Source organism: Candidatus Symbiopectobacterium sp. NZEC151, from assembly GCF_025962655.1.
Lineage (GTDB): Bacteria > Pseudomonadota > Gammaproteobacteria > Enterobacterales > Enterobacteriaceae > Symbiopectobacterium.
The window spans coordinates 1-23,697 of the sequence record NZ_JAGFPE010000007.1 but is presented as its reverse complement, the minus strand read 5'-3'; the positions used below and the strand labels follow the sequence as shown (position 1 = coordinate 23,697).

Annotated in this window: 21 protein-coding genes; 17 read left to right on the top strand and 4 right to left on the bottom strand. The window is 55.2% G+C overall.

What is annotated here, in order from left to right; translation table 11 throughout:
• The first annotated feature begins 69 nt into the window (after nucleotides 1-69).
• The 10 genes from argH to hemB all read left to right on the top strand — a co-directional run bounded on the left by argH (nucleotide 70) and on the right by hemB (nucleotide 10,374).
• A complete protein-coding gene (gene argH / locus J5067_RS18515) occupies nucleotides 70-1,440 on the top strand; it encodes an argininosuccinate lyase (RefSeq protein ID WP_264645526.1) in 1,371 nt (456 codons plus the stop codon).
• A 215-nt stretch (nucleotides 1,441-1,655) separates the two neighbouring features.
• Nucleotides 1,656-3,206, top strand: a complete 1,551-nt coding sequence (rmuC, locus tag J5067_RS18510; RefSeq protein ID WP_264651737.1) for a DNA recombination protein RmuC — start codon at nucleotides 1,656-1,658, stop codon at nucleotides 3,204-3,206.
• A 263-nt stretch (nucleotides 3,207-3,469) separates the two neighbouring features.
• On the top strand, nucleotides 3,470-4,225 hold the full coding sequence (gene ubiE / locus J5067_RS18505; protein ID WP_264645495.1) for a bifunctional demethylmenaquinone methyltransferase/2-methoxy-6-polyprenyl-1,4-benzoquinol methylase UbiE: 756 nt from the start codon (nucleotides 3,470-3,472) through the stop codon (nucleotides 4,223-4,225).
• A gap of 24 nt (nucleotides 4,226-4,249) precedes the next feature.
• A complete protein-coding gene (locus tag J5067_RS18500; protein ID WP_264645496.1) occupies nucleotides 4,250-4,858 on the top strand; it encodes an SCP2 domain-containing protein in 609 nt (202 codons plus the stop codon).
• Nucleotides 4,855-6,498, top strand: a complete 1,644-nt coding sequence (gene ubiB, locus J5067_RS18495) for a ubiquinone biosynthesis regulatory protein kinase UbiB (protein ID WP_264645497.1) — start codon at nucleotides 4,855-4,857, stop codon at nucleotides 6,496-6,498. Before J5067_RS18500 ends, ubiB begins: the two co-directional genes overlap by 4 nt.
• Nucleotides 6,499-6,738: 240 nt before the next feature.
• Nucleotides 6,739-7,020 (top strand): Sec-independent protein translocase subunit TatA, encoded by a 282-nt coding sequence (gene tatA, locus J5067_RS18490; protein WP_195316054.1) that lies wholly within the window; start codon nucleotides 6,739-6,741, stop codon nucleotides 7,018-7,020.
• Between the two features lie 3 nt (nucleotides 7,021-7,023).
• Entirely contained in the window at nucleotides 7,024-7,653 is a 630-nt protein-coding gene (gene tatB, locus J5067_RS18485) for a Sec-independent protein translocase protein TatB (RefSeq protein WP_264651736.1), read from the top strand.
• Between the two features lie 3 nt (nucleotides 7,654-7,656).
• Nucleotides 7,657-8,445, top strand: coding sequence for a Sec-independent protein translocase subunit TatC (gene tatC / locus J5067_RS18480; RefSeq protein ID WP_264645499.1), 789 nt, complete (start codon nucleotides 7,657-7,659; stop codon nucleotides 8,443-8,445).
• A 108-nt stretch (nucleotides 8,446-8,553) separates the two neighbouring features.
• Nucleotides 8,554-9,336: a 3'-5' ssDNA/RNA exonuclease TatD gene (tatD, locus tag J5067_RS18475; protein ID WP_264645500.1), complete on the top strand. Its 783-nt coding sequence runs from the start codon at nucleotides 8,554-8,556 to the stop codon at nucleotides 9,334-9,336.
• Nucleotides 9,337-9,351: 15 nt separating this feature from the next.
• Nucleotides 9,352-10,374 (top strand): porphobilinogen synthase, encoded by a 1,023-nt coding sequence (gene hemB, locus J5067_RS18470; RefSeq protein ID WP_264651735.1) that lies wholly within the window; start codon nucleotides 9,352-9,354, stop codon nucleotides 10,372-10,374.
• Nucleotides 10,375-10,455: 81 nt separating this feature from the next.
• On the opposite strand, the gene rfaH is transcribed toward hemB, so the two are convergent.
• Nucleotides 10,456-10,944, bottom strand: a complete 489-nt coding sequence (gene rfaH / locus J5067_RS18465; protein ID WP_264645502.1) for a transcription/translation regulatory transformer protein RfaH — start codon at nucleotides 10,942-10,944, stop codon at nucleotides 10,456-10,458.
• A 147-nt stretch (nucleotides 10,945-11,091) separates the two neighbouring features.
• Here rfaH and ubiD point away from each other — a divergent pair, with 147 nt between their 5' ends.
• A complete protein-coding gene (gene ubiD, locus J5067_RS18460; protein ID WP_264645503.1) occupies nucleotides 11,092-12,579 on the top strand; it encodes a 4-hydroxy-3-polyprenylbenzoate decarboxylase in 1,488 nt (495 codons plus the stop codon).
• 54 nt (nucleotides 12,580-12,633) lie between these two features.
• Complete coding sequence (fre, locus tag J5067_RS18455) at nucleotides 12,634-13,335, top strand: NAD(P)H-flavin reductase (RefSeq protein ID WP_264645504.1); 702 nt, start codon at nucleotides 12,634-12,636, stop codon at nucleotides 13,333-13,335.
• A gap of 134 nt (nucleotides 13,336-13,469) precedes the next feature.
• Here fre and J5067_RS18450 read toward each other — a convergent pair whose 3' ends face one another.
• The gene (locus J5067_RS18450; protein WP_264645505.1) at nucleotides 13,470-14,657 is read right to left on the bottom strand and encodes an L-talarate/galactarate dehydratase; all 1,188 of its coding nucleotides are present in this window, start codon (nucleotides 14,655-14,657) and stop codon (nucleotides 13,470-13,472) included.
• Nucleotides 14,658-14,951: 294 nt separating this feature from the next.
• On the opposite strand from J5067_RS18450, the gene J5067_RS18445 reads away from it, so the two are divergent.
• Entirely contained in the window at nucleotides 14,952-15,974 is a 1,023-nt protein-coding gene (locus J5067_RS18445) for a LacI family DNA-binding transcriptional regulator (protein WP_264651734.1), read from the top strand.
• Between the two features lie 57 nt (nucleotides 15,975-16,031).
• Here the strand turns inward: J5067_RS18445 and fadA are convergent, their stop codons facing one another.
• Both fadA and fadB read right to left on the bottom strand, forming a co-directional pair.
• Nucleotides 16,032-17,195 carry an acetyl-CoA C-acyltransferase FadA gene (fadA, locus tag J5067_RS18440; RefSeq protein ID WP_264651733.1) on the bottom strand — a complete coding sequence of 388 codons (1,164 nt, stop codon included), beginning with the start codon at nucleotides 17,193-17,195 and terminating at the stop codon, nucleotides 16,032-16,034.
• Between the two features lie 20 nt (nucleotides 17,196-17,215).
• On the bottom strand, nucleotides 17,216-19,396 hold the full coding sequence (gene fadB / locus J5067_RS18435; protein ID WP_264651732.1) for a fatty acid oxidation complex subunit alpha FadB: 2,181 nt from the start codon (nucleotides 19,394-19,396) through the stop codon (nucleotides 17,216-17,218).
• 183 nt (nucleotides 19,397-19,579) lie between these two features.
• Between fadB and pepQ the strand changes: the two genes are divergently transcribed.
• Genes pepQ through hemG form a run of 4 tightly spaced genes read left to right on the top strand, consistent with a single transcriptional unit; the run spans nucleotide 19,580 to nucleotide 23,586 of the window.
• On the top strand, nucleotides 19,580-20,911 hold the full coding sequence (gene pepQ / locus J5067_RS18430; protein ID WP_264645509.1) for a Xaa-Pro dipeptidase: 1,332 nt from the start codon (nucleotides 19,580-19,582) through the stop codon (nucleotides 20,909-20,911).
• Complete coding sequence (locus J5067_RS18425; RefSeq protein WP_264645510.1) at nucleotides 20,911-21,519, top strand: IMPACT family protein; 609 nt, start codon at nucleotides 20,911-20,913, stop codon at nucleotides 21,517-21,519. Before pepQ ends, J5067_RS18425 begins: the two co-directional genes overlap by 1 nt.
• 44 nt (nucleotides 21,520-21,563) lie before the next feature.
• Nucleotides 21,564-23,015: a Trk system potassium transporter TrkH gene (trkH, locus tag J5067_RS18420; RefSeq protein ID WP_264645511.1), complete on the top strand. Its 1,452-nt coding sequence runs from the start codon at nucleotides 21,564-21,566 to the stop codon at nucleotides 23,013-23,015.
• Between the two features lie 31 nt (nucleotides 23,016-23,046).
• Entirely contained in the window at nucleotides 23,047-23,586 is a 540-nt protein-coding gene (gene hemG, locus J5067_RS18415) for a menaquinone-dependent protoporphyrinogen IX dehydrogenase (RefSeq protein WP_264645512.1), read from the top strand.
• Nucleotides 23,587-23,697 lie beyond the last annotated feature (111 nt).

Sequence of the window (23,697 nt, the reverse complement as noted above, 5' to 3'; positions counted from 1 at the left end):
ACGGAAGCGAGCATGCGGGTCCGCCCGCATGGTTACAAGACATTGAAGCACATTTTGGGAGTATCGGTTATGGCGTTGTGGGGCGGTCGTTTCAGTCAGGCGGCAGATCAGCGGTTCAAACAATTTAATGACTCGCTGCGGTTTGATTACCGTCTGGCGGAGCAAGATATCGTCGGCTCTATCGGCTGGTCAAAAGCGCTGGTGACGGTCAACGTACTCAGCGCGCAGGAACAACAGCAGCTAGAGCAGGCGCTGAACGCGCTGCTGGCCGAAGTGCAAGCTGACCCGGAACAGATTCTGCAAAGCGACGCCGAAGATATTCATAGCTGGGTAGAGCAGAAGCTGATCGACAAAGTGGGCGATCTGGGTAAAAAGCTCCACACCGGTCGCAGCCGTAACGATCAGGTTGCCACCGATCTTAAACTCTGGTGCAAGGCACAAATCGGCGAACTGCAACTGGCCGTGCGCCAACTGCGCGCCGCGTTGGTGGCGACCGCAGAGGTGAATCAGGATGCGGTGATGCCGGGTTACACCCATTTGCAGCGCGCCCAACCGGTGACCTTTGCCCACTGGTGTCTGGCCTACCATGAAATGCTGGCACGCGACGAAAGCCGCCTGGAAGATACGCTAAAACGCCTCGACGTCAGTCCACTGGGCTGCGGCGCGTTAGCTGGGACGGCCTATCCTATCGATCGTGAGCAACTGGCGGGCTGGCTGGGTTTTGCGTCTGCCACGCGTAACAGTCTGGATACGGTGTCAGATCGCGATCATGTACTGGAACTGCTCTCTAATGCCTCGATCGGCATGGTGCACCTGTCGCGCTTTGCCGAAGATCTGATCTTCTTCAACAGCGGTGAATCCGGGTTCGTTGAGCTGTCCGATCGTGTAACCTCCGGCTCCTCTCTGATGCCGCAAAAGAAAAATCCGGATGCGCTGGAACTGATCCGCGGTAAATCGGGTCGGGTGCAAGGCGCGCTGACCGGCATGATGATGACGCTCAAAGGTTTGCCACTGGCGTACAACAAAGACATGCAGGAAGACAAAGAAGGGCTGTTCGATGCGCTCGACACCTGGCATGACTGCCTGATGATGGCGGCACTGGTGCTGGAAGGCATTCAGGTTCGCCGTCCGCGCTGCCAGGAAGCGGCGCAGCAGGGCTACGCGAACGCGACCGAGTTGGCCGATTATCTGGTGGCGAAAGGCGTTCCGTTCCGCGAAGCGCATCACATCGTTGGTGAGGCAGTGGTGGAAGCCATTCGGCAGGGTAAACCGCTGGAAGCATTGCCGCTGGTGGATTTGCAGAAATTCAGCGCCACCATTGGTGATGACGTGTATCCCATCCTGTCGCTGCAATCCTGTCTGGAAAAGCGCGCTGCCAAAGGTGGTGTGTCACCACAACAGGTCGCGCAGGCGATTACCGATGCCAAAGGGCGTCTGTAATACCAATAACGCGATGTTATCTGTATCAGGGCCGGATTTCCGGCCCTTTTTTATTTAGCCAATGGCGATAAGCCATAACGCAAACCGCCTCGCATTTTAACCATTTCGCTGCCGACAACGATGCCGCTTCGCGCTGGCCTGCGCTATTCTTTCTGGACATACATACAGTATCACTTTATTTTGACGGACAGTGGCGACAACGAAAGGAATGCGACGTGGATATCACCCTCTTTTACGGCGTAGGCGGCGGGGCGGTCGGGGTGCTGGCGGGATGGCTTGTTGCCAGCCTGCGTTATCAGCAGCGCCGCGCCCGGCAAGAAACGGAACAACGTATACAAGAACAAGCGTTACAGCAGGCGCAAAGCGTGGTACGTGAACTTCAGCTCGCGCGTGATAAGGACGAACAACGTCGGCGTCAGGATGATATGGAGCTGCGTCTGATGCACGGTAAACTCACCGCCCATCAGGAAAAGCTGCTGGTCATGGCCCGGTTGCAAGAGGAGTGCAACCAACTCAACCAGGAGCTGCGCGCGCTGCGTGAAGCAAACGGTGCGCAGGAAGCAGAGCTGCGTGAAGTGACCATCCGTTTGGAAGAAACCCGCCTCGCCGCGGAGGAAAAACAGCGCCTGTTAATCAACAGCGAACAACGCCTGACGACGCAGTTTGAAAATCTGGCTAACCGGATTTTTGAGCACAGCGGTCGCCGAGTGGGTGAGCAAAATCAACAGAGCCTCGATAAACTGCTGGCGCCGCTGCGCGAACAACTGGACGGTTTCCGTCGTCAGGTTCAGGAAGGGTTTGGTAGTGAAGCGCGTGAGCGCCATACTCTGGCGCATGAAATTCGTCAGTTGCAGCAACTCAACGTGCAAATGGCGCGAGAGGCGGTCAACCTGACCAAAGCCCTGAAAGGTGATAACAAAACCCAGGGGAACTGGGGGGAAGTGGTGCTGGGACGCGTGCTTGAGGCTTCCGGCTTGCGTGAAGGCCATGAATACCAAACGCAGGTCAGTATTCAGACGGGCGCAAACGGGCGCATGCAGCCGGATGTGATCGTCCGCCTCCCACAGGGCAAAGATGTGGTGATTGATGCCAAGATGTCGCTGGTGGCCTATGAGCGCTACTTTAACAGTGAAGATGATGGGGAACGCGCCAGCGCGCTCAACGAGCATATCGCCTCCGTGCGCGGGCATATCCGACTGCTGAGTAATAAAGATTACCAGCAATTGCCGGGGCTGCGCTCGTTGGACTATGTGCTGATGTTTATCCCCGTGGAGCCTGCGTTTCTGGTTGCTATCGACCGCCATCCAGAATTGATCAGCGAAGCCCTGCAACACAACATCATGTTGGTTAGTCCCACCACGCTGCTCGTCGCGTTACGTACCATCACCAATCTGTGGCGTTATGAACAGCAAAGCCGCAATGCACAACAGATCGCCGATCGAGCCTCTCGGCTGTACGATAAACTGCGTCTCTTCGTTGAAGATATGTCGACGTTGGGACAAAGCCTGGATAAGTCACAGGCCAGCTATCGGCAGGCCATGAATAAACTGGCCTCCGGGCGCGGTAATCTGATAGCCCAGGTAGAAGGTTTCCGTTCCCTTGGTGTTGAGGTTAAGCGTACCATAAACCCCAACGTGGCGGAGCAAGCGGTGCTTTCTGCCGAGGCTGACGAGGAACAAGGGCGGCTGTCTCAGCAGCCTGAAACAATGCAAACCGAGGTCCCTCCCGGCGGAGAACAACCTGCAAGCACATCGAATCAACGATGATGCGTCACGAATGTTCGCGTTTTACAACTTTATTCAGTGCATCAGAGCGGTGGGTTTTTAAGCCTGGTCTGTTACACTCTCCCCATTAAGGGGTAGTTTCAAAATTCGATGTTCCTCTTCGATTGTTGATGCGAAACGCGCACAGACACGCCAAGCTCGTGTTGCGCATAACGCTCGACAGCGCAATGTGAGCGGCGAGTGCAGCCGATAGTGCGCAAAGGGGATTGACCACAATTCTGATTTGGAAAAGTAGGGCGAAGAACATGACGAACGAACCGGAGAAAACCACGCATTTTGGTTTTCGCACTGTCGACAAGAACGATAAAGAGGCCATGGTAGCGGGCGTATTTCACTCAGTAGCGGGAAAATATGACCTGATGAACGATTTGATGTCCTTCGGGATTCATCGTGCCTGGAAACGATTTACCATTGAGTGCAGCGGTGTCCGACGCGACCAGCGGGTGCTGGATCTGGCGGGCGGAACGGGGGATTTAACGGCTAAATTCTCACGCCTGGTCGGCGAAGCGGGGGAAGTGGTGCTGGCCGATATCAATGCTTCCATGCTGAAAGTGGGACGCGAAAAGCTCCGCAATCTGGGGATTATTGATAACGTCAGCTATGTGCAGGCCAATGCGGAGGCGCTGCCCTTCCCGGATAACTATTTTGACTGCATCACCATTTCTTTCGGTTTACGCAACGTGACGGATAAAGACAAAGCGCTGCGCTCCATGTTCCGCGTCCTGAAGCCCGGCGGCCGCTTGCTGGTGCTGGAATTTTCCAAACCGATGTTGAAACCGCTCAGCAAAGTCTACGATTTCTATTCATTCCATGTCTTGCCGCGCATTGGTGATATGGTGACCAAAGATGCGGGCAGCTACCGCTATTTGGCGGAATCGATACGTATGCATCCTGATCAGGAAACGCTCAAGGGCATGATGGTGGAGGCGGGCTTTGACAGTGTAAACTACTTCAACCTCACGGGAGGCATTGTCGCGTTACACCGTGGGTTCAAATTTTAAGTTGTTTTATAGTGGGAAACGCTGATGCTGATAACGTCTGTGCTGACGGCCACGCTGGAAACGGCGTTAAATAGCCTGCTTTTTCGCGAACGTAGCTTGAAAGCGGCGCGCCAGCGACTACAGGGAAAAACGCTCAAAATCGTGTTAGCAGAACTGCCGGTGCCGCTGGTATTGGTCTTTGGCGAGCACCGCGTTGACGTGGTGAGCCAGTGGGCTGATACGGCGGATTGTCAGTTAGACACCCGGATACCCGCACTGCTCACGTTGCGCGATCGCCAGCAGCTTTCATCGCTGATGCGTAGCGGTGAACTGGTGATTGAAGGGGATATGCAAGTTGTCCAACACGTTGTCAATCTGTTGGATTTGGCAGAGTGCGATCCCGCAGAGTGGCTTGCGCCCTACACGGGCGATGTTGTTGCTCAAGGCATTGGTCAGACGGTGCAAGGGGCGTTTCGCGGTGCGAGCCGTTTATTTGATCGCCAGCGGCGCTATTTGGCGGAAACTGTCACGGAAGAGTGGCGGCTTGCACCGGGGCGTTTAGAAGCGGCCTGGTGGTATGATGAAGTGGCCGCGTTGAGTAATGACGTCGATACGCTGGCGGCACGCCTGGCGAAACTGGAGTCCGCCTCATGACGCCAAGTGAACTGCTGCGCCTTTACCACATTATTCGCGTCATGTTGAGCTATGGGCTCGATGAGCTTATCCCGCATTTACGCATTACCTTACCGCTGCGTATCTGGCGAAAATTCCTGTTCTGGATGCCAAACCGCCATAAGGACAAACTGCTTGGTGAGCGCCTGCGTCTGGCGTTGCAGGAATTGGGCCCGGTGTGGATCAAGTTCGGCCAGATGATGTCTACGCGGCGCGATCTTTTTCCACCAGAGATTGCCGATCAACTCGCTATCCTTCAGGATCGCGTCGATCCTTTTGACGGCAAACTGGCCCGTGAACAGATCGAACTCTCCATGGGTGGCATTCCACTCGAAAGCTGGTTTGATGATTTTGAGATAGTGCCGCTGGCTTCTGCGTCCATCGCACAGGTGCATACCGCGCGGCTCAAAACCAACGGCCAGGAAGTGGTTATCAAGGTGATTCGTCCTGATATCCTCCCCGTCATCAAGGCGGATATGCGGCTGATGAACCGTTTGGCGGGCTGGCTGCCGATGCTGTTGCCGGATGGGCGGCGTCTGCGCCCGCGTGAGGTAGTGCGCGAGTACGAGAAAACCCTGCTTGATGAATTAAACCTGCTGCGTGAAGCCGCGAATGCCATTCAATTGCGCCGTAACTTTGACGGCAGTCCGATGCTGTATATTCCTGAAATTTATTCAGATTATTGCAGGGAAAACATGTTGGTCATGGAGCGTATCTACGGTATTCCGGTCTCAGACGTTGAGGCGCTGAAAGCCAACGGTACCAATATGCCGCTGCTGGCGGAGCGTGGCGTGCAGGTGTTCTTTACTCAGGTGTTCCGCGACAGCTTCTTCCATGCCGATATGCATCCGGGCAATATCTTTATCAGCGAAGAACACCCGGAAGATCCGCAATATATCGGTATCGATTGTGGCATCGTCGGGTCGCTGAACAAGGAAGATAAGCGCTATTTGGCCGAAAACTTCATTGCCTTTTTCAACCGCGACTATCGCCGCGTTGCTGAACTGCATGTGGATTCCGGCTGGGTGCCTGCCGACACCAATGTTGAAGAGTTTGAATTTGCGATTCGTACCGTGTGCGAACCCATTTTTGAAAAGCCATTGGCAGAGATTTCCTTTGGACATGTGTTATTAAACTTGTTCAACACGGCGCGCCGCTTCAACATGGAAGTGCAGCCGCAGTTGGTCTTGCTGCAAAAGACGCTGCTATACGTTGAGGGAGTAGGCCGCCAGCTTTATCCTCAGTTGGATTTATGGAAAACGGCCAAGCCTTTTCTAGAGTCGTGGCTGAAAGATCAGATGGGGGTTGCCGCTCTGATTCGCGGATTGAAAGAAAAAGCGCCGTTTTGGGCGGAAAAATTGCCGGAAATTCCCGAGTTGATTTACGATGGTTTGCGGCAGCATCGACAGTTGCGGCAAAGCGTCTTGCACTTGACCGACGAGTTGCGTTTGCAGCGAGTACGACAAAGCCAGTCCCACTATTTATTGGGTATAGGTGCGACGCTACTACTGGCTGGGTTACTGATGTTGGTGGGGCGTCAGGATCTCCCGGAAGTGATGTCGGCGGGGTTAATGGCCGCTGGTGTTGTGAGCTGGGTCATTGGTTGGCGTCGTACACGTTGAAGCAGATCATGACAGGCGCTATTAATAGCCGTATATAATAGTCACGGCTTTGACCTTATATGCCTTTCCGCCGCAGGAAAAAGGCGTTGCAGGAAACGTAAACCGGGCGCATCCTCTGGGCATGCATTCGCTGGGCAAGAATAACGCGCGGTGACTCGTTTTTGGACAAAATGCACGCACGACTGTTTGCGGTGTGAAAGATGATGGATAACTCCCCTTTGTAGAAAAGAGGTAATTGGTATGGGTGGTATTAGTATTTGGAACTTGTTGATCATCGCGGTGATCGTGGTACTGCTGTTCGGTACTAACAAGCTGAGAACGCTAGGCTCTGATTTGGGCGCATCGATTAAAGGCTTTAAAAAAGCCATCAGCGATGACCAACCCTCGTCCGCTGACAGCGCATCTGCCAACCAGAATGAAAAAACACAGCAGGATGCCGATTTCGCGACGAAGTCCATCACGGAACAACAGGCTGACGCAAAATCAGAAGAAACGAAGAGCCAGCATAAAGAGCAGGTATAATCGGTGTTTGATATCGGATTTGGTGAGCTGATGCTCGTAATGGTGATCGGCCTGGTGGTTCTCGGGCCTGAACGCCTGCCCGTTGCGGTTAAAACGATTGCTGGTTGGGTCAGAACGCTGCGCTCGCTGGCGTCTACGGTGCAAAATGAGCTGACCCAAGAGTTGAAGTTGCAAGAGTTGCAGGACAGTTTGAAGAAGGTGGAGCAGGCTAGCCTGAAAAACCTTTCCCCAGAGCTGAAAGCCTCTATGGACGAACTCAAAGAAGCGGCGGATGCCATGCGACGCGGTTATGCGAAACCCGGTGACAGCGCCACTGCGCAGTTGGGTGAGGTGCCACATAAACCGCTGGCGGATGCTGAAGCGGCTCATGATGGGGTTCTCAGCGCCGAACAGGCGTCTTCGCCAGCCGCGTTACCGTCTGTCGATCAAGCCGCCGTTGCGTCACCCTCATCCCTTATCGATGTGGCACCGCCTGCGGCAGTGGATAGCTCACCAGAAGCGCCTTCTGCAACGGTTGTGCCTGAAAAAACGCCGACTGTCGCTGCCGTGGCACCGAACGATGATGTACCCAATAAGCGCGCAGCGCCTGCCTCGGCTGTCGCGCCTTCCCAACCCTCTGCTGATGAACGCTAGTCTATGGCCGTTGAAGATACACAACCGTTAATCAGTCACCTGATTGAGCTTCGCAAACGCCTGTTAAACAGCATTCTTTGTGTGCTGGGCGTATTTGTCGTGCTGGTTTTTTTTGCTAACGATATCTATCAGATTGTCTCGGCACCGCTTATTGAGCAACTGCCCGCCGGGGCCAGTATGATTGCCACCGACGTGGCCTCTCCGTTCTTTACGCCGATTAAACTGACGATGATCGTGTCGGTGTTTGTCGCTGCACCACTGGTGTTGTATCAAGTCTGGGCGTTTATCGCCCCGGCGCTGTACAAACATGAACGTCGCCTGATGATGCCGTTGCTGTTCTCCAGCAGCTTGCTGTTCTACGCGGGGATGGCATTTGCCTACTTTGTGGTGTTCCCACTGGCGTTTAGCTTTTTTGCCAAGACAGCGCCGCAGGGTGTACAAATCGCCACCGATATCAACAACTACCTCGATTTCGTGATGGCGCTGTTTATGGCGTTTGGTGTCTCTTTCCAGGTACCGATTGCGATTGTACTGCTGTGCTGGAGCGGCGTGACCAACACGGAAGATTTGAAGAAGAAGCGGCCTTATGTGCTGGTCGGAGCCTTCGTTGTCGGTATGTTGTTGACGCCACCGGACGTGTTCTCGCAGACCTTGTTGGCGATTCCGATGTACCTGTTGTTTGAAGTTGGCCTGTTCTGCTCGCGTTTTTACGTGGGGAAAGGTCGCCGTCAGGTTGATGCAGAAGAACGCGAGGCAGAGGCAGAAGAGAGCAAAGAAGGCCCGTCGTCCTGAATCCTGTTGTGATCCCCGCCTAGGCGGGGATTTCCTCCCGATTACATCCGCCTCCCTTCAGGACACGCTCGCCAGTGCGGGAATGTCATTACCCATTCAGGAATGTCCATGTTTGATATCGGCGTCAATCTGACCAATAGCCAATTTGCTCACGACCGTGCTCTGGTCATTGAGCGTGCTCAGGCGCTTGCGGTGAGCGGGATGATCATCACCGGAACCAACCTGCATGAAAGTGAACAGGCGCTGGCACTGGCACAGGAATACCCAGATTATTGCTGGTCGACGGCGGGCGTGCATCCCCATGATGCCAGCAGTTGGTCGACGGCGGTGGCGGAGCAGATTTCGCAGTTGGCACAACAGCCAGCCGTTGTGGCGCTGGGCGAGTGTGGGCTGGATTTTAATCGCAATTTCTCAACGCCCGATCAGCAGGAACACGCCTTTACCGCGCAGTTAGCGTTGGCCGCAGAGCTGGCGTTACCCGTCTTTCTGCATTGCCGTGACGCCCATGCGCGTTTTATCGCGCTACTCTCTCCCTGGCTGGATAAGCTGCCGGGAGCGGTGCTGCACTGTTTCACGGGGACCGAACAGGAACTGGATGAGTGCTTGCGCCTTGGACTGTCGATAGGCATCACCGGTTGGGTATGCGATGAACGGCGCGGAATTGCACTTCGCCATCTGCTAAAACAGATTCCCATCGATCGCCTGTTGTTGGAAACAGACGCTCCCTATTTGTTACCCCGGGATTTATCACCAAAACCTGCATCCCGGCGTAATGAACCCTGCTTTTTGCCGCATATCGTTCAGCAAGTTGCTGTCTGGCGCGATGAAGACGCCAGTATGTTGGGGCAAAAAGTAGATGAAAACGCACGCCGGATTTTCCGGCTGCCATGATTCTGGAGAATAATTATGAGCAATGTTTTTCCCGGCGCTTTTCCTGGCCGTCGCCTGCGCCGTTTACGCCGTCATGATTTCAGCCGTCGCCTTGTCGCTGAAAATCAGTTGACGGTCAATGACCTGATTTATCCCGTGTTTGTGATGGAAGGCAAAAATCAGCGTCAGGAAGTGCCTTCGATGCCGGGCGTGTATCGTGTGACGCTGGATCTTCTGGTGAAAGAAGCGGAAGAGGTCGCCAAGCTGGGTATCCCGGTACTCTCACTGTTCCCGGTGATCGATACCGATAAAAAGTCGCTGAATGCCGAGGAAGCCTACAACCCCGAAGGGCTGATGCCCCGTGTGATTCGCACGCTCAAAGACGCGGTGCCGGAACTGGGGCTGCTGACGGACGTTGCCCTGGATCCCTATACCACACACGGGCAAGACGGCATCATTGATGAAGACGGCTATGTGATTAATGACATCACCAAAGCCGTTCTGGTGCGTCAGGCGCTGTGTCATGCTCAAGCGGGCGCAGAAATCGTTGCACCAAGCGACATGATGGATGGGCGCATTGGTGCCATTCGCGCTGAGCTGGAAGCGCAGCATCTGGTGAACACCCAGATCATGGCGTACTCGGCAAAATACGCCTCTTGCTACTATGGGCCTTTCCGCGATGCGGTCGGCTCGGCAAGCAATCTGAAAGGCGGTAACAAAAAAACCTATCAGATGGACCCGGCTAACGGGGATGAAGCCTTGCAGGAAGTGGCTCAGGATTTGCAGGAAGGCGCGGACATGGTGATGGTGAAACCCGGTATGCCTTATCTGGATGTGCTGCATCGGGTTAAAGAAACGTTTGGCGTGCCGACCTTTGCCTATCAGGTTTCCGGCGAGTATGCCATGCACATGGCGGCCATTCGCAACGGCTGGCTTCAGGAGCAGCCGTTGGTGATGGAATCACTGCTGTGCTTCAAGCGCGCAGGGGCAGACGGCGTGCTGACCTATTTTGCCAAGCAGGTTGCACAATGGCTGCGTGACGAACAGCTTTCCCGCTAATCGTCTCCTCCGTTCAGCCCTATCCGTTTGCCGCCCGTGAGTGTTCTCACCGGCGGCGTTTCTTTTATCAGGTACGGCGGACTATAGCTTCTTGAATTGGCGATTATCGAGGCTTTGCGGCACCTGCTTGTTGAGAAAATTGAGCAGCAGCATGGAGCGGGCTTCACCATCAGGTTCACTGTAAATCGCCTGTAGTCCGGTAAACACCCCTTCGGTAATCAGCACGGTGTCCCCAGGATACGGCGTTTGTGGATCGTGAATTATCTGCACCGGGTGTTGCGCCAGTTCGGTAATCACGCTCACGGGGATGACGGCAGGCAGAGCGCCGAAACGGATAAAATGGCTGACGCCCCGTGTCGCAGCAATCGTGGTGGTATGGATGCGTTCGGGATCGAACTCAATAAACAGGTAGTTGGGAAACAGTGGCTCGCTGACTTCCGCGCGTTTTCCCCGCACGACTTTTTCCATTTTGATCATCGGGCTCAGGCAGTTAACGGCCTGGCGTTCAAGGTGTTCCTTGGCACGCAGCAGCTGCCCACGTTTGCAATACAATAAATACCAGGCTTCCATAATGTGTTGTGTCGATGATCTGTCAGTCGATGAACATTGCCGGGAAGCATAACAAAACCCTGTGCGGATAAATAGCGGCACGAAGAAGCGACAGAATTGGCAAGAAACCTTATAATGTCGTTTTCCCAGACTGCATTGACAATCAGCATGAAATATCGTGATTTACGTGAATTTCTCGCGCTTCTGGAACAGAAGGGAGAACTGAAACGCATTCGCCACCCTGTCAGCCCCCATTTGGAAATGACGGAGATTGCCGACAGAACGCTGCGTGCGGGTGGTCCGGCGTTGCTGTTTGAAAATCCCACCGGTTATACCATGCCTGTGCTGTGCAACCTGTTCGGCACCCCGGAGCGGGTGGCAATGGGCATGGGACAGGATAGCGTGGCGGCGCTGCGTGATGTCGGCAAGCTGCTGGCCTTTTTGAAAGAGCCTGAGCCGCCCAAAGGATTCCGCGACCTGATGGAAAACATGCCCAAATTCCGTCAGGTGCTCAATATGCCCACCAAACGGCTGTCATCGGCGCCTTGCCAGGAGCAGGTTTGGTCAGGGGAAGACGTCGATCTGACCCGTATTCCTGTGATGCAGTGCTGGCCGGAAGACGCCGCACCCTTGATCACCTGGGGCTTAACGGTTACGCGCGGGCCGCACAAGGCGCGTCAGAATATCGGTATTTATCGCCAGCAGGTGCTCGGTAAAAACAAGCTGATCATGCGGTGGTTATCTCATCGCGGCGGCGCGTTGGATTTCCAGGAGTGGTGTCAGGAAAACCCCGGTCAACGCTTCCCGGTGTCTGTCGCGCTCGGTGCCGATCCGGCGACTATCCTTGGTGCGGTAACGCCGGTGCCAGATACGCTTTCCGAATACGCCTTTGCCGGGCTGCTGCGCGGTTATAAAACCGAAGTGGTGAAATGCCTCTCCAACGATTTGGAAGTGCCCGCCAGCGCGGAAATTGTGCTGGAAGGGTACATTGAACCGGGCGAAATGGCGGCGGAAGGGCCGTATGGCGATCACACCGGCTATTACAATGAAGTTGACAACTTCCCGGTGTTTACCGTCACGCATGTCACGCAGCGTCAGGATGCCATTTACCACTCAACCTATACCGGACGTCCGCCCGATGAGCCTGCTGTGTTGGGGGTGGCGTTGAATGAAGTGTTCGTGCCGATTTTGCAAAAGCAGTTCCCGGAAATTGTCGATTTTTACCTGCCGCCCGAAGGGTGCTCCTATCGTCTGGCGGTAGTCACTATGAAAAAACAGTACGCGGGTCATGCCAAACGGGTGATGATGGGCGTATGGTCTTTCCTGCGCCAGTTTATGTATACCAAGTTTGTCATTGTCTGCGATGACGACATCAATGCCCGTGACTGGAAAGATGTGATCTGGGCCATTACCACCCGTATGGACCCGGCACGGGATACGGTACTGATGGAAAATACGCCGATAGACTATCTGGATTTCGCGTCGCCGGTGTCGGGGCTGGGTTCCAAAATGGGACTGGATGCCACCAATAAGTGGCCCGGCGAAACTCAGCGCGAGTGGGGGCACCCCATCAAGAAAGATCCTGAGGTGTGTGCCCGTATCGATGCTATCTGGGATGAGCTTGCCATTTTTAACGACAGCCCGCCGCGTGCTTGATGTAGGGTGTGCCGCTGTTATTCGTTTTGCTTTTATCACCCTTAGAGGGAATGCATGACAACATTGAGCTGTAAAGTGACATCCGTAGAGGCGATAACGGATACGGTTTATCGGGTACGTTTGTTGCCGGAAGCCCCTTTCTCTTTCCGTGCCGGTCAGTATTTGATGGTGGTAATGGATGAGCGTGATAAGCGCCCGTTCTCGATGGCATCAACGCCGATGGAACAGCAGTTTATCGAACTGCACGTGGGGGCCTCAGAGCTGAACTTGTATGCGATGGCGGTGATGGATCGTATTCTGAAAGAGCGCGCGCTGACGGTGGATATCCCCCACGGTGAGGCCTGGCTGCGCGAAGAGAGCGATCGTCCGCTGATCCTGATTGCGGGCGGTACGGGGTTCTCTTATGCGCGCTCTATCCTGCTGACGGTGCTGGCGCATCAACCCGAGCGCGAAGTCGCGATTTACTGGGGTGGCCGGGAGATTAAGCACCTGTATGATTTGAACGAGCTACAGACGCTGGCGAGCCAATATGCTCATTTGCAGGTTATTCCTGTGGTTGAGCAACCGGAACAGGAGTGGCACGGCAGAACGGGTACGGTGCTCAGTGCGGTATTACAGGATTACGGCACACTGTCAGGCCACGATATCTATATCGCCGGTCGCTTTGAAATGGCTAAAATTGCTCGCGAGCGCTTCTGTAACGAGCGCGGTGCGCTGATTGACCACCTGTATAGCGACGCCTTCTCCTTCATTTAAGTGTCTTAAAAAACGTGCTGTTTCCGACGGAGTTCATCAACGGGTGGAAACAGCACGTGTGCCAAAGGTGCACCAAAGCATCTTGCGTTGTGACCAGGCAGACCCGCACCAGCCGCAACGTGATGCGCTACCGATTACTTGAATTCACAGGTTTGTACCGTCCAGCGCCGCGCCTGTTCGCTGATGGTGAAGCCCAACCCCGCACGGTCAGAGACCCACATCCGGCCATCGCGCAGTTCAAGCTGTTCGTTAAATAGCGGATTCAGCCATTCAAAGTGTTCCAGCCAGGGCTCGATAGGGTAGGCAGCGGCGAGGTGCAGGTGCACTTCCATCGCGAAGTGCGGTGCCAGTTTCTTACCGTGTTTGGCCGCCAGATCCATGATTTTCAAAAACGGCGTCACGCCGCCAACGCGTGGTGCGTCTGGCTGGACGAAGTCGCAGGCGTTGCCGAGGATCAGTTGCTCGTGTTCTCGGAAGCTGGTCAGCATTTCGCCGGTGGCGATCGGGGTGTCCAGCGCGGTTGCCAGCGCCGCATGGCCCTCTACGTCATAAGCATCCAGCGGTTCCTCAATCCACACCAGATTGAACGCCTCCATTTTCCTGCCCATACGGATGGCCGTTTCACGATCCCATTGCTGGTTGGCATCGACCATTAACGGGAAGTCATCGCCCAACGCCTGACGCACGGCGGTGAGGCGACGAATATCCTCGGCGGTATTCGGCTGGCCGACTTTGATTTTAATGCCGCCAATGCCATTTTCGCGGGAAATCACCACGTTTTTTAGCACCTGATCGAGCGGCGTATGCAGGAAACCGCCCGAGGTGTTATAGCACTGCACCGAATCGCGATGTGCGCCCAGTAGCTTGGCCAGCGGTAATTTGGCGCGTTTGGCCTTCATGTCCCACAGCGCAATATCAATCGGGGAGATCGCCTGTACCGCCATCCCGCTGCGCCCTACGGAAGCACCGGCCCACAGCAGTTTGGTGTAGATTTTGTCGATATCGTTAGGGTCTTCGCCGAGCAGATTATCGGCAATTTCCTTGGCATGCGCGTAAATACCCTGACCCCCCGCGCGTTTGGAGTAGCTGAAGCCTACGCCCTCAAAGCCATCCCGGGTGCGGATTTCAGCAAATATGATTGCGACTTCCGTTAATGGCTTTTGGCGTCCCGTCAGCACTTTGGCATCACTCACCGGGGTTGCCAGCGGTAAAAAGGCTAAGGAGATCTTCACCTGTTCAATACGATCCCCTGTCTCGGCTGCTGTCGGGGTGTGTGCAGTTTTGGCGTAGCTTACGGCATCTGAATTGGCGTGTAGGGTCATGATGGCATCCTGAAATAAAATGATTGCGCTAACATTTTTAGATCGAACCTGTTGTCGGCGCTATTATTACGCGCTGTTTTTGTATAATGGATCACAAATTAAGCAATGTCGCTGTGTAATAGCCTGTGGGTTGTGAGGGGGGCGTTGGTATTGATATTACGGGCATCGTTTAAATGATAGCGCAATCATTTTATGGAAAAGATCCTGCCTACCGGGCAGGTGAGTGGAAAACCGTTCCACTATTCAGGATAATGCCAACGCCGGAAGTCTGACCGTTGATAAGGAAACACGTCATTGAAAAGCGATAAACGCGCCAAGGGTAGCCAACCGCGTACGCCCACACTCGAGGATGTCGCCAGAGCATCTGGGCTGTCGCCAATGACGGTAAGCCGGGCGTTGAACACGCCCAAGCTGGTGAAGGCGGCAACCATCGACAAGGTGATGGAGGCGGTGCGCATTACCGGCTATATCCCCAATCTGCTGGCCGGAGGGTTGGCCTCTCGCCGCAGCAAGCTTATTGCCGTGGTGGTGCCGCAGATCAACAACGCCATGTTTGTCGATACCATTCAGGCTATCAGCGATGAGCTGGACGCGCGCGGCTATCATATGCTGCTGTGTGTGGCGGGATATTCCGATGAAACAGAAGCGGAAATTGTGGCCACATTATTGTCACGTCGCCCTGATGGGGTGGTGTTGACCGGTATTCATCACACGCCGGAATTGCGCAAAATCATCCTCAATGCGCAGATTCCGGTGGTCGAGATTTGGGATTTGACGCCAACCCCGCTGGATATGCTGATTGGCTTTTCCCATGAGAAGATTGGCTTTGCCGCAGGAGACTATCTGCTGGGTAAAGGCCATCGGCGTTTCGGTTTGATTTGGGCCGCGGATCGGCGTGCGGCGCAGCGAAAAAACGGTTTATATGATGCCTTAGCGCGCCAAGCCGACTGCGCGCTGAGTGAAATCATTGTGCCGTTACCCGCCTCGATGGCGGCGGGGCGCAGTGGGCTACGCCAGCTATTGGCGCAAGGCGAGCCGTTGGAGGCAATAGTCTGTAGCTCTGATACCCTGGCGCAGGGCGCGATCATGGAAGCGACAGCGCAAGGCGTAGCGGTGCCGCAGCAACTGGCCGTCATGGGATTCGGCGATTTGGCGTTTGCGGCGCATAACGTGCCGTCGATCTCAACGCTGGGCGTCGACAGTTGGAAGATGGGCAAAGAGGCTGCCACGCTGCTTGCTGACAAGATTGAAGGAAAAAGCACGGAAAGCCCGATTATCGATATCGGTTTTACCCTGATTGAGCGCGATTCCGCCTAGTGAATGTGCTCCGCGCCACGCCGGAGAGATAACCGCTCCGACGTGCGCGTTGGCAAATCATACCCGTTCAAATACCGTGGCAATGCCCTGACCAAGACCGATGCACATGGTCGCTACCCCAAACTGCACGTCGCGCTGTTCCATCAGATTGATCAGCGTGCCGGAAATGCGCGCGCCGGAGCAGCCGAGGGGATGACCGAGCGCGATAGCCCCACCGTTCAGGTTCACCTTGTCATCAATCGTTTCCAACAGCCCTAAATCTTTCAGGCAGGGTAACGTTTGTGCGGCAAAGGCTTCGTTGAGTTCAAACACCCCGATATCCGTCAGCGCCAACCCTGCGCGCTTTAACGCCAACTGTACGGCAGGTACGGGACCGTAGCCCATAATGGACGCATCGCAGCCGACCACTGCCATCGCCTTAATACGCGCGCGCGCGGTCAGGCCCCGCTCCCGTGCGCGTGATTCACTCATGACGAGCATGGCGGCTGCGCCGTCAGAGAGGGCGGAGGCATTGCCTGCGGTCACTGTGCCCTGCGCCGGATCGAAGGCGGGCTTCAGGCTGCTCAGGCTTTCTACCGTGGTATCGGCGCGAATCACTTCGTCATCGTGAAACGCGTGCAGTATGCCATCGGCGTCGTGGCCGACCGTGGGGACGATTTCATGGCGGAAGGCACCGCGTTGGGTTGCCTGCCAGGCGCGTTGATGAGAGCGTGCGGCGAACTGATCCTGCATGTCACGGCTGATGTGATGAATGCGTGCCAGCATCTCTGCCGTCAGCCCCATCATGGCAGCCGCTTTCGCCACGGTGCGGCTCAGGCCCGGATGAAAATCGACACCGTGGTTCATCGGCACATGCCCCATGTGCTCCACACCGCCGATCAGGCACGTGCTGGCATCCCCCACCATAATGGCGCGGGCGGCATCGTGCAGTGCCTGCATGGAGGAACCGCACAGGCGGTTGACCGTGACGGCGGGCACGGTCGGCGGAATCTCCGCCAACAGCGCCGCGTTGCGGCCGATATTAAAACCTTGCTCCAGCGTTTGTTGTACGCAGCCCCAATAGATATCGTCTATTTCATGGGCGTCCAACGCCGGGTTACGGCTCAGCAGGCTGCGCATCATGTGGGCGGACAGATCTTCGGCGCGCACCTGACGGAATGCACCCCCTTTTGAGCGTCCCATCGGGGTGCGGATGGTGTCGACAATAACAACGTTTTCCATATTCTGTGACCTCATGCCGATTAACCGAGAGTGATACCCGCGTGCGGTGCCGCTGGGGGATAGTAGCTGTCGTTACGCTCTGCCAACTGGCGCAGGCCGTCGGGGATCTGATATATCGCCCCGAGGGATGCCAATGCCTCAGCCTGTAGCGCGTATTCGCGGCTGCCCAGCGTATCGAGATAGCGGCAGGCACCGCCGTGGAACGGCGGGAACCCCAGCCCATACACCAGCGCCATGTCAGCTTCTGCGGGGCTGGCGACAATGCCTTCTTCCAGACAGCGGGCGACCTCGTTGACCATCGGGATCATCATGCGGGCGATAATCTCTTGTGCGGTAAAGGTGCGACTGCCGTTGGCGACCTCCGACAGCAGCGCATCAACGCTTTTATCCTGCTCTTTTACCGGCTTGCCCTTCTTATCGGGCGTATAGAGGTAGAACCCTTGCCCGTTTTTCTGGCCATAGCGTTGCTGTTCGAACAGCACATCAATAGCGTCGCGTGCGGTTTTCTGCATGCGCTGCGGGAAACCCTGCGCCATAACCGCCTGTGCATGGTGAGCAGTATCGATACCGACCACGTCCAGTAAGTAGGCCGGTCCCATTGGCCAGCCGAACTGCTTCTCCATTACGCTGTCTATCTGGCGGAAGTCAGCGCCATCGCGCAGCAACAAGCTGAAAGCGGCAAAGTAGGGGAACAGCACGCGGTTGACGAAGAAACCGGGGCAATCGTTCACCACGACGGGGGTTTTGCCCATCTTGCTGGCGTAGGCCACCACGCGTGCGATGGTGTCATCGCTGGTTTGCGGGCCACGGATGATTTCCACCAGTGGCATCCGGTGCACCGGATTAAAGAAGTGCATGCCGCAGAACCGCTCAGGACGTTGCAGGGATTTTGCCAGTAACGCGATAGGGATGGTGGAGGTATTGGAGGCCAGGATGGCATTTTCGGCGAGGTGCGTTTCCGTTTGCGCCAGCACTTCCCCCTTCACCCTGGGGTTTTCCACCACCGCCTCCACCACGATATCGATATCCGCAAAGCGGCCATAATCGAGCGTTGGCTGAATCTGGCTCAGGATAGTCGCCATTTTCAAACCGTCCAGCTTGCCGCGCGTCAACTGGCCGTTGAGCAGTTTCGCGGCCTCTGCCATGCCCAGTGCCAGCGCTTTGTCGTTGATGTCTTTCATCACAATCGGCACGCCCTTGTAGGCGGACTGGTAGGCGATGCCGCCCCCCATAATGCCAGCGCCCAGCACGGCGGCCTGCCGCGGTACGGATACCGTACCTGACAGTTTCTTAGCCTTACCCTTAACATACTGATCGTTTAGGAAAATACCGACTAAAGCACGTGCGGCTGAGGTTGCTGTGAGCGTCACAAAATTCTGTGTCTCGAGGCGTAACGCATCATCGCGCGTCATCCCCGCCGCAGCCTCAACGGTTTTTACTGCGGTCAACGGGGCGGGATAATGTTTACCGGCGGTTTGCGCCACCACCGCTTTGGCCATGGTAAAGCTCATTGCTGCTTCTATTGCATTGAGCTTGAGCGGTTCCCGCTTTGGTTTGCGGTAGGACAACCAGTCAATCTGACCGGAAATGGCCTGGCGGAGAACGTCTGCTCCCGCCGCCGCCAGTTTTTCATCAGGCACCACCGCCTGAACCAGGCCGATTTTCAACGCTTCTGACGCATCGATATCTTTTCCTGCGGCAATGATTTCCAGCGCGCTGTCGGCGCCTAACAGACGCGGCAGGCGAACGGAGCCGCCAAAGCCGGGCATGATGCCGAGTTTGACTTCTGGCAGACCGATGCGCGTAGCGGGGGTAACGATACGGATATCCACCGCCAGAGCACATTCGCAGCCGCCGCCGAGGGCATAGCCGTTGATGGCGGCTACCGTAGGCACCGGCAGATCTTCAAGACGGTTGAAAATGCGGTTGGCTTGTTCCAACCAGGTCTGAAGATGCTCGCGCGGCGCCGCGAACAGCGACAAGAATTCGGTAATATCGGCACCGACGATAAACGCCGGTTTATCCGAGCGCAGCAGCAGGCCTTGCAAGCCTTCCAACTGCTCAAGCACGGTCAACGCATTGCCCAGACTGGCAACGGTTTTGGTATCCAGGGTATTCACCGAACCGGGGGAGGCAAACACCAACTCCGCGATCCCTTCCTCCAACCAGCGCACATAGAGCGTTTCACTTTGATAAAGCATAGCGATCTCCAGAAACCGTATAATGATCTGGTACGACCAGATGAGTGGATTGTGGTCGAATGTTAAATAAATGCAAATAAAAGATTAATTATTTGCCATTTCGATCACAAAGCGCTCGCCGCTACCCTCCTGCGATCACTGTGATACACTGAGCGTATCTTGCTGTGGTTAATGAGGATCTTCATGGAAAAGCTGGCATCTTTGTTCCACCAGCATCTGGCGACGATGCAACAGCACGCGCAAAACGTACTGACGCAGCATCAGCTTGATGCGGTGTTAATTCATTCCGGGGAGCCCCTGACGCGTTTTCTGGACGATCAGGAATACCCCTTCAAGGTTAACCCTCAGTTTAAAGCCTGGGTTCCGGTGACCCACGTGCCCCATTGCTGGCTATGGGTAGACGGCGTTAACAAACCCCGGTTGTGGTTCTATTCTCCGGTCGATTACTGGCATAACGTTGCGCCATTGCCGGAGAGCTTCTGGACCAAAGACATTGACGTGAATGTGTTGCGCAAGGTGGACGATATTGGTTCGCTGCTGCCTGCGGCGCGCGAGCGTGTGGCCTATCTTGGCTACGTGCCTGAACGTGCGCTGTCTCTGGGCATTGCTCCGCAACATATCAACCCGAAATCCGTACTGGATTATCTGCACTACCATCGGGCCTATAAAACCGACTACGAACTGTTCTGTATGCGTGAAGCGCAGAAAACGGCGGTGGTCGGGCACCGTGCCGCGCATGAAGCTTTTTTGTCCGGCATGAGCGAGTTCGATATCAATCAGGCCTATCTGACGGCGACAGGTCATCGGGATACCGATGTGCCGTATGACAATATCGTCGCGCTCAATCAGCACTCCGCGGTGCTGCACTATACCCAGCTTGAGCAGCGGGTACCGTCAGAGGTTCGCAGTTTCCTGATTGACGCCGGGGCGGAATATCATGGCTATGCCGCCGACCTGACCCGCACCTATTCCGCGCAAAGCGATCACCTGTTTGCGCAGCTCATCAAGGATTTGAATCAGGAACAGCAGGCGCTGATTGAGTCTATGCGGGTCGGCGTGCGCTATACCGACTACCATATTCAGATGCATCAGCGCGTGGCAAAACTGCTGCATCGTCATCACCTGGTGCAAGGGATGAGCGAAGAGGCGATGGTGGAGAGCGGGCTGACCGGGGTATTCTTGCCGCACGGGTTGGGCCATCCGCTGGGTTTGCAGGTGCACGATGTGGGCGGTTTCATGCAGGACGAACACGGCACGCACCTGGCCGCGCCAGATGCTCATCCCTACCTGCGCTGCACGCGTATTATGCAACCCCGTATGGTGTTGACCATAGAGCCGGGTATCTATTTTATCGAATCATTGCTGGCGCCGTGGCGCAGTGGACAATACAGCCAGCATATTGATTGGAAAAAGATCGACATGCTGAAACCGTTTGGTGGGATTCGCATCGAAGACAATATCGTGTTCCATGAGAAACGCGTTGAAAACATGACGCGGGATCTGAATCTGGCCTGATGCAACGTTATAAGATTCCGGCTTGTGAAGTCAGCGTCAGCGAAGAGATAAAAAAGAGCCGCTTTATCACGCTGCTGGCGCCGACCAACGGTGTGGCGGCGGCCAAGGCCTACGTGCAGCAGGTGCGCGAGCGTTATTCTGATGCTGGACACCACTGCTGGGCCTTTGTTGCCGGGGCTCCGGATGATTCGCAACAGCTCGGCTTTTCGGATGATGGTGAGCCCTCGGGAACGGCGGGAAAACCCATGCTGGCGCAGCTGATAGGGAGCGGAATCGGTGAGATAACTGCTGTCTCGGTACGTTACTATGGCGGTATCCCGCTGGGTACCGGGGGATTGGTCAAAGCGTATGGTGGCGGTGTCCAGCAAGCACTGAAGCAGGTGGAGACGCTGGAAAAAGTGCTGCGCACGGCGTATCGGTTACAATGTGACTATGCCTTACATGAGCCCGTCAGCGCGTTGATTCGGCAAATGGGCGGCGAAGTGAATCGCTGTGATTACGGTGCAGAAGTGACGTTGCAGGTGGCGATCCCTGACAGTGCTTATGAAGAGACGGTGCGCCGTTTGCGCGATATAAGCAGGGGAACGTTGCAAATATCCATTATATGATAATAATTCAGCGCTGTTTGATGACTCGTTAAGGATGTTTCTCCATGCACCTGCGCGCCATTACCCGCATTGTTGGGTTACTGGTTATTCTGTTTTCCGGGACCATGTTTATCCCTGGCCTGGTTGCTCTGATTTATCGTGACGGCGCAGGACGGGCATTCACGCAAACCTTTCTGGTTGCCCTGTTTATTGGCAGCGCGCTCTGGTTTCCCAATCGTAAACACAAGCATGAACTGGCCTCGCGCGAAGGTTTCTTGATTGTGGTGCTGTTTTGGACCGTGCTGGGTAGCGTAGGGGCACTGCCGTTTATCTTCTCTGAACATCCGAACCTCAGCGTGACCGATGCCTTTTTCGAATCGTTCTCCGGCTTAACCACCACCGGCGCGACCACGCTGGTCGGGTTGGATTCTCTGCCAAAAGCCATTCTGTTTTACCGGCAGATGTTGCAGTGGTTCGGCGGGATGGGGATCATCGTTTTGGCGGTGGCAATTCTGCCTATCCTCGGCGTTGGGGGCATGCAGCTCTACCGCGCTGAGATGCCGGGGCCGTTGAAAGACAACAAAATGCGGCCGCGCATCGCGGAAACCGCGAAAACGTTATGGATGATCTATGTGCTGCTCACCGTGGCCTGTGCGGTAGCACTGTGGTCGGCGGGGATGTCACTGTTTGATGCTATCGGGCACAGCTTTTCCACCATTGCCATCGGTGGCTTTTCAACCCATGACGCCAGCATCGGCTATTTCAACAGCCCCACCATCAATACCATCATCGCGGTGTTTCTGCTGATTTCCGGCTGTAATTACGGTTTGCACTTCGCCATGCTGAGCGGCAGAAGCCTCAAGGTATACGGGCGCGATCCGGAATTCCGCATGTTCATCTTTGTTCAACTGTCGCTGGTGGCGGTGTGCACACTGGTGCTGTGGTTCCATAATGTCTACGACAGCGGTATCCAAACGTTAAATCAGGCGTTTTTCCAGGTGGTGTCCATGGCGACCACCGCGGGGTTTACCACCAGCAGCTTTGCCGCCTGGCCGCTATTCCTGCCCGTTTTGCTGCTGTGCTCTGCCTTTATCGGTGGGTGCGCAGGGTCGACGGGCGGTGGCTTAAAAGTGATTCGCATCCTGCTGTTGTTCTTGCAAGGGCACCGCGAGCTCAAGCGGTTGGTGCACCCTAACGCGGTCTATACTATAAAGCTTGGACGTCGTGCGCTGCCGGAACGTATTCTCGAAGCGGTGTGGGGCTTTTTCTCCGCCTATGCGTTGGTGTTTATTGTCAGTATGCTGGCGGTTATAGCCACCGGCGTGGACGATTTTTCTGCTTTTGCCGCTGTCACGGCGACGTTAAACAATCTGGGGCCAGGATTGGGTGTAGTGGCCGATAACTTCACTACCATGAATGACGCTGCGAAATGGATTCTGATTTCAACCATGCTGTTCGGGCGCCTTGAAGTCTTTACCTTGCTGGTGTTGTTTACGCCTACGTTCTGGCGCGCATAACCTAAAACAAAAAGCCAAAGAGCAATGTCCTATGAAAGCGTTGATACTTTTTTCCAGTAAGGATGGTCAAACCAAGGCTATCGCCTCTTATATCGCCACGGTGCTAAAGGGGAAGATAGAGTGCGATGTGGTGAACCTCACGGCCGCTGACCATATCGAACCCGCGCATTACGATCGCATTCTGATCGGTGCTTCGGTGCGTTACGGCCATTTCCAGCCGGAGGTCTACACCTTTATAAAACAACACTTGGCGGAATTGCAGCGTCTGCCAAATGCTTTCTTCTCTGTGAATCTGACCGCTCGTAAGCCAGAAAAGCGCACTGCACAAACCAATCCCTACACCAGGAAGTTTTTGCTGCGCTCACCGTGGCAACCCGCACTGTGCGGTGTGTTTGCTGGTGCATTGCGCTACCCGCGCTATGGTTGGCTCGATCGGGTGATGATTCAGCTTATTATGCGAATGACCGGCGGTGAGACGGACAGCAGTAAAGAGATTGAATACACCGATTGGCAACAGGTTGAGCATTTCGCACATGAATTTGCTCAGCTTGGCGCAAAAAAACGCGTTTAATGCTGATGTTTAGTACGCAATGCCGAAAAAATACGCACTCAGAAATAAAATTGAAATTAGCCCTTGTCAGGGCACGAGAAGTGTCTATACTGCGCCTCCACTGACACGGCA

Excerpts from the sequence above, each read along its gene's own strand:
- argH (WP_264645526.1), top strand. The coding sequence starts at position 70 with ATGGCGTTGTGGGGCGGTCGTTTCAGTCAGGCGGCAGATCAGCGGTTC.
- ubiE (WP_264645495.1), top strand. The coding sequence starts at position 3,470 with ATGACGAACGAACCGGAGAAAACCACGCATTTTGGTTTTCGCACTGTC.
- J5067_RS18500 (WP_264645496.1), top strand. The coding sequence starts at position 4,250 with ATGCTGATAACGTCTGTGCTGACGGCCACGCTGGAAACGGCGTTAAAT.
- ubiB (WP_264645497.1), top strand. The coding sequence starts at position 4,855 with ATGACGCCAAGTGAACTGCTGCGCCTTTACCACATTATTCGCGTCATG.
- tatA (WP_195316054.1), top strand. The coding sequence starts at position 6,739 with ATGGGTGGTATTAGTATTTGGAACTTGTTGATCATCGCGGTGATCGTG.
- tatC (WP_264645499.1), top strand. The coding sequence starts at position 7,657 with ATGGCCGTTGAAGATACACAACCGTTAATCAGTCACCTGATTGAGCTT.
- tatD (WP_264645500.1), top strand. The coding sequence starts at position 8,554 with ATGTTTGATATCGGCGTCAATCTGACCAATAGCCAATTTGCTCACGAC.
- hemB (WP_264651735.1), top strand. The coding sequence starts at position 9,352 with ATGAGCAATGTTTTTCCCGGCGCTTTTCCTGGCCGTCGCCTGCGCCGT.
- rfaH (WP_264645502.1), bottom strand. The coding sequence starts at position 10,944 with ATGGAAGCCTGGTATTTATTGTATTGCAAACGTGGGCAGCTGCTGCGT.
- ubiD (WP_264645503.1), top strand. The coding sequence starts at position 11,092 with ATGAAATATCGTGATTTACGTGAATTTCTCGCGCTTCTGGAACAGAAG.
- fre (WP_264645504.1), top strand. The coding sequence starts at position 12,634 with ATGACAACATTGAGCTGTAAAGTGACATCCGTAGAGGCGATAACGGAT.
- J5067_RS18450 (WP_264645505.1), bottom strand. The coding sequence starts at position 14,657 with ATGACCCTACACGCCAATTCAGATGCCGTAAGCTACGCCAAAACTGCA.
- fadA (WP_264651733.1), bottom strand. The coding sequence starts at position 17,195 with ATGGAAAACGTTGTTATTGTCGACACCATCCGCACCCCGATGGGACGC.
- fadB (WP_264651732.1), bottom strand. The coding sequence starts at position 19,396 with ATGCTTTATCAAAGTGAAACGCTCTATGTGCGCTGGTTGGAGGAAGGG.
- pepQ (WP_264645509.1), top strand. The coding sequence starts at position 19,580 with ATGGAAAAGCTGGCATCTTTGTTCCACCAGCATCTGGCGACGATGCAA.
- J5067_RS18425 (WP_264645510.1), top strand. The coding sequence starts at position 20,911 with ATGCAACGTTATAAGATTCCGGCTTGTGAAGTCAGCGTCAGCGAAGAG.
- trkH (WP_264645511.1), top strand. The coding sequence starts at position 21,564 with ATGCACCTGCGCGCCATTACCCGCATTGTTGGGTTACTGGTTATTCTG.
- hemG (WP_264645512.1), top strand. The coding sequence starts at position 23,047 with ATGAAAGCGTTGATACTTTTTTCCAGTAAGGATGGTCAAACCAAGGCT.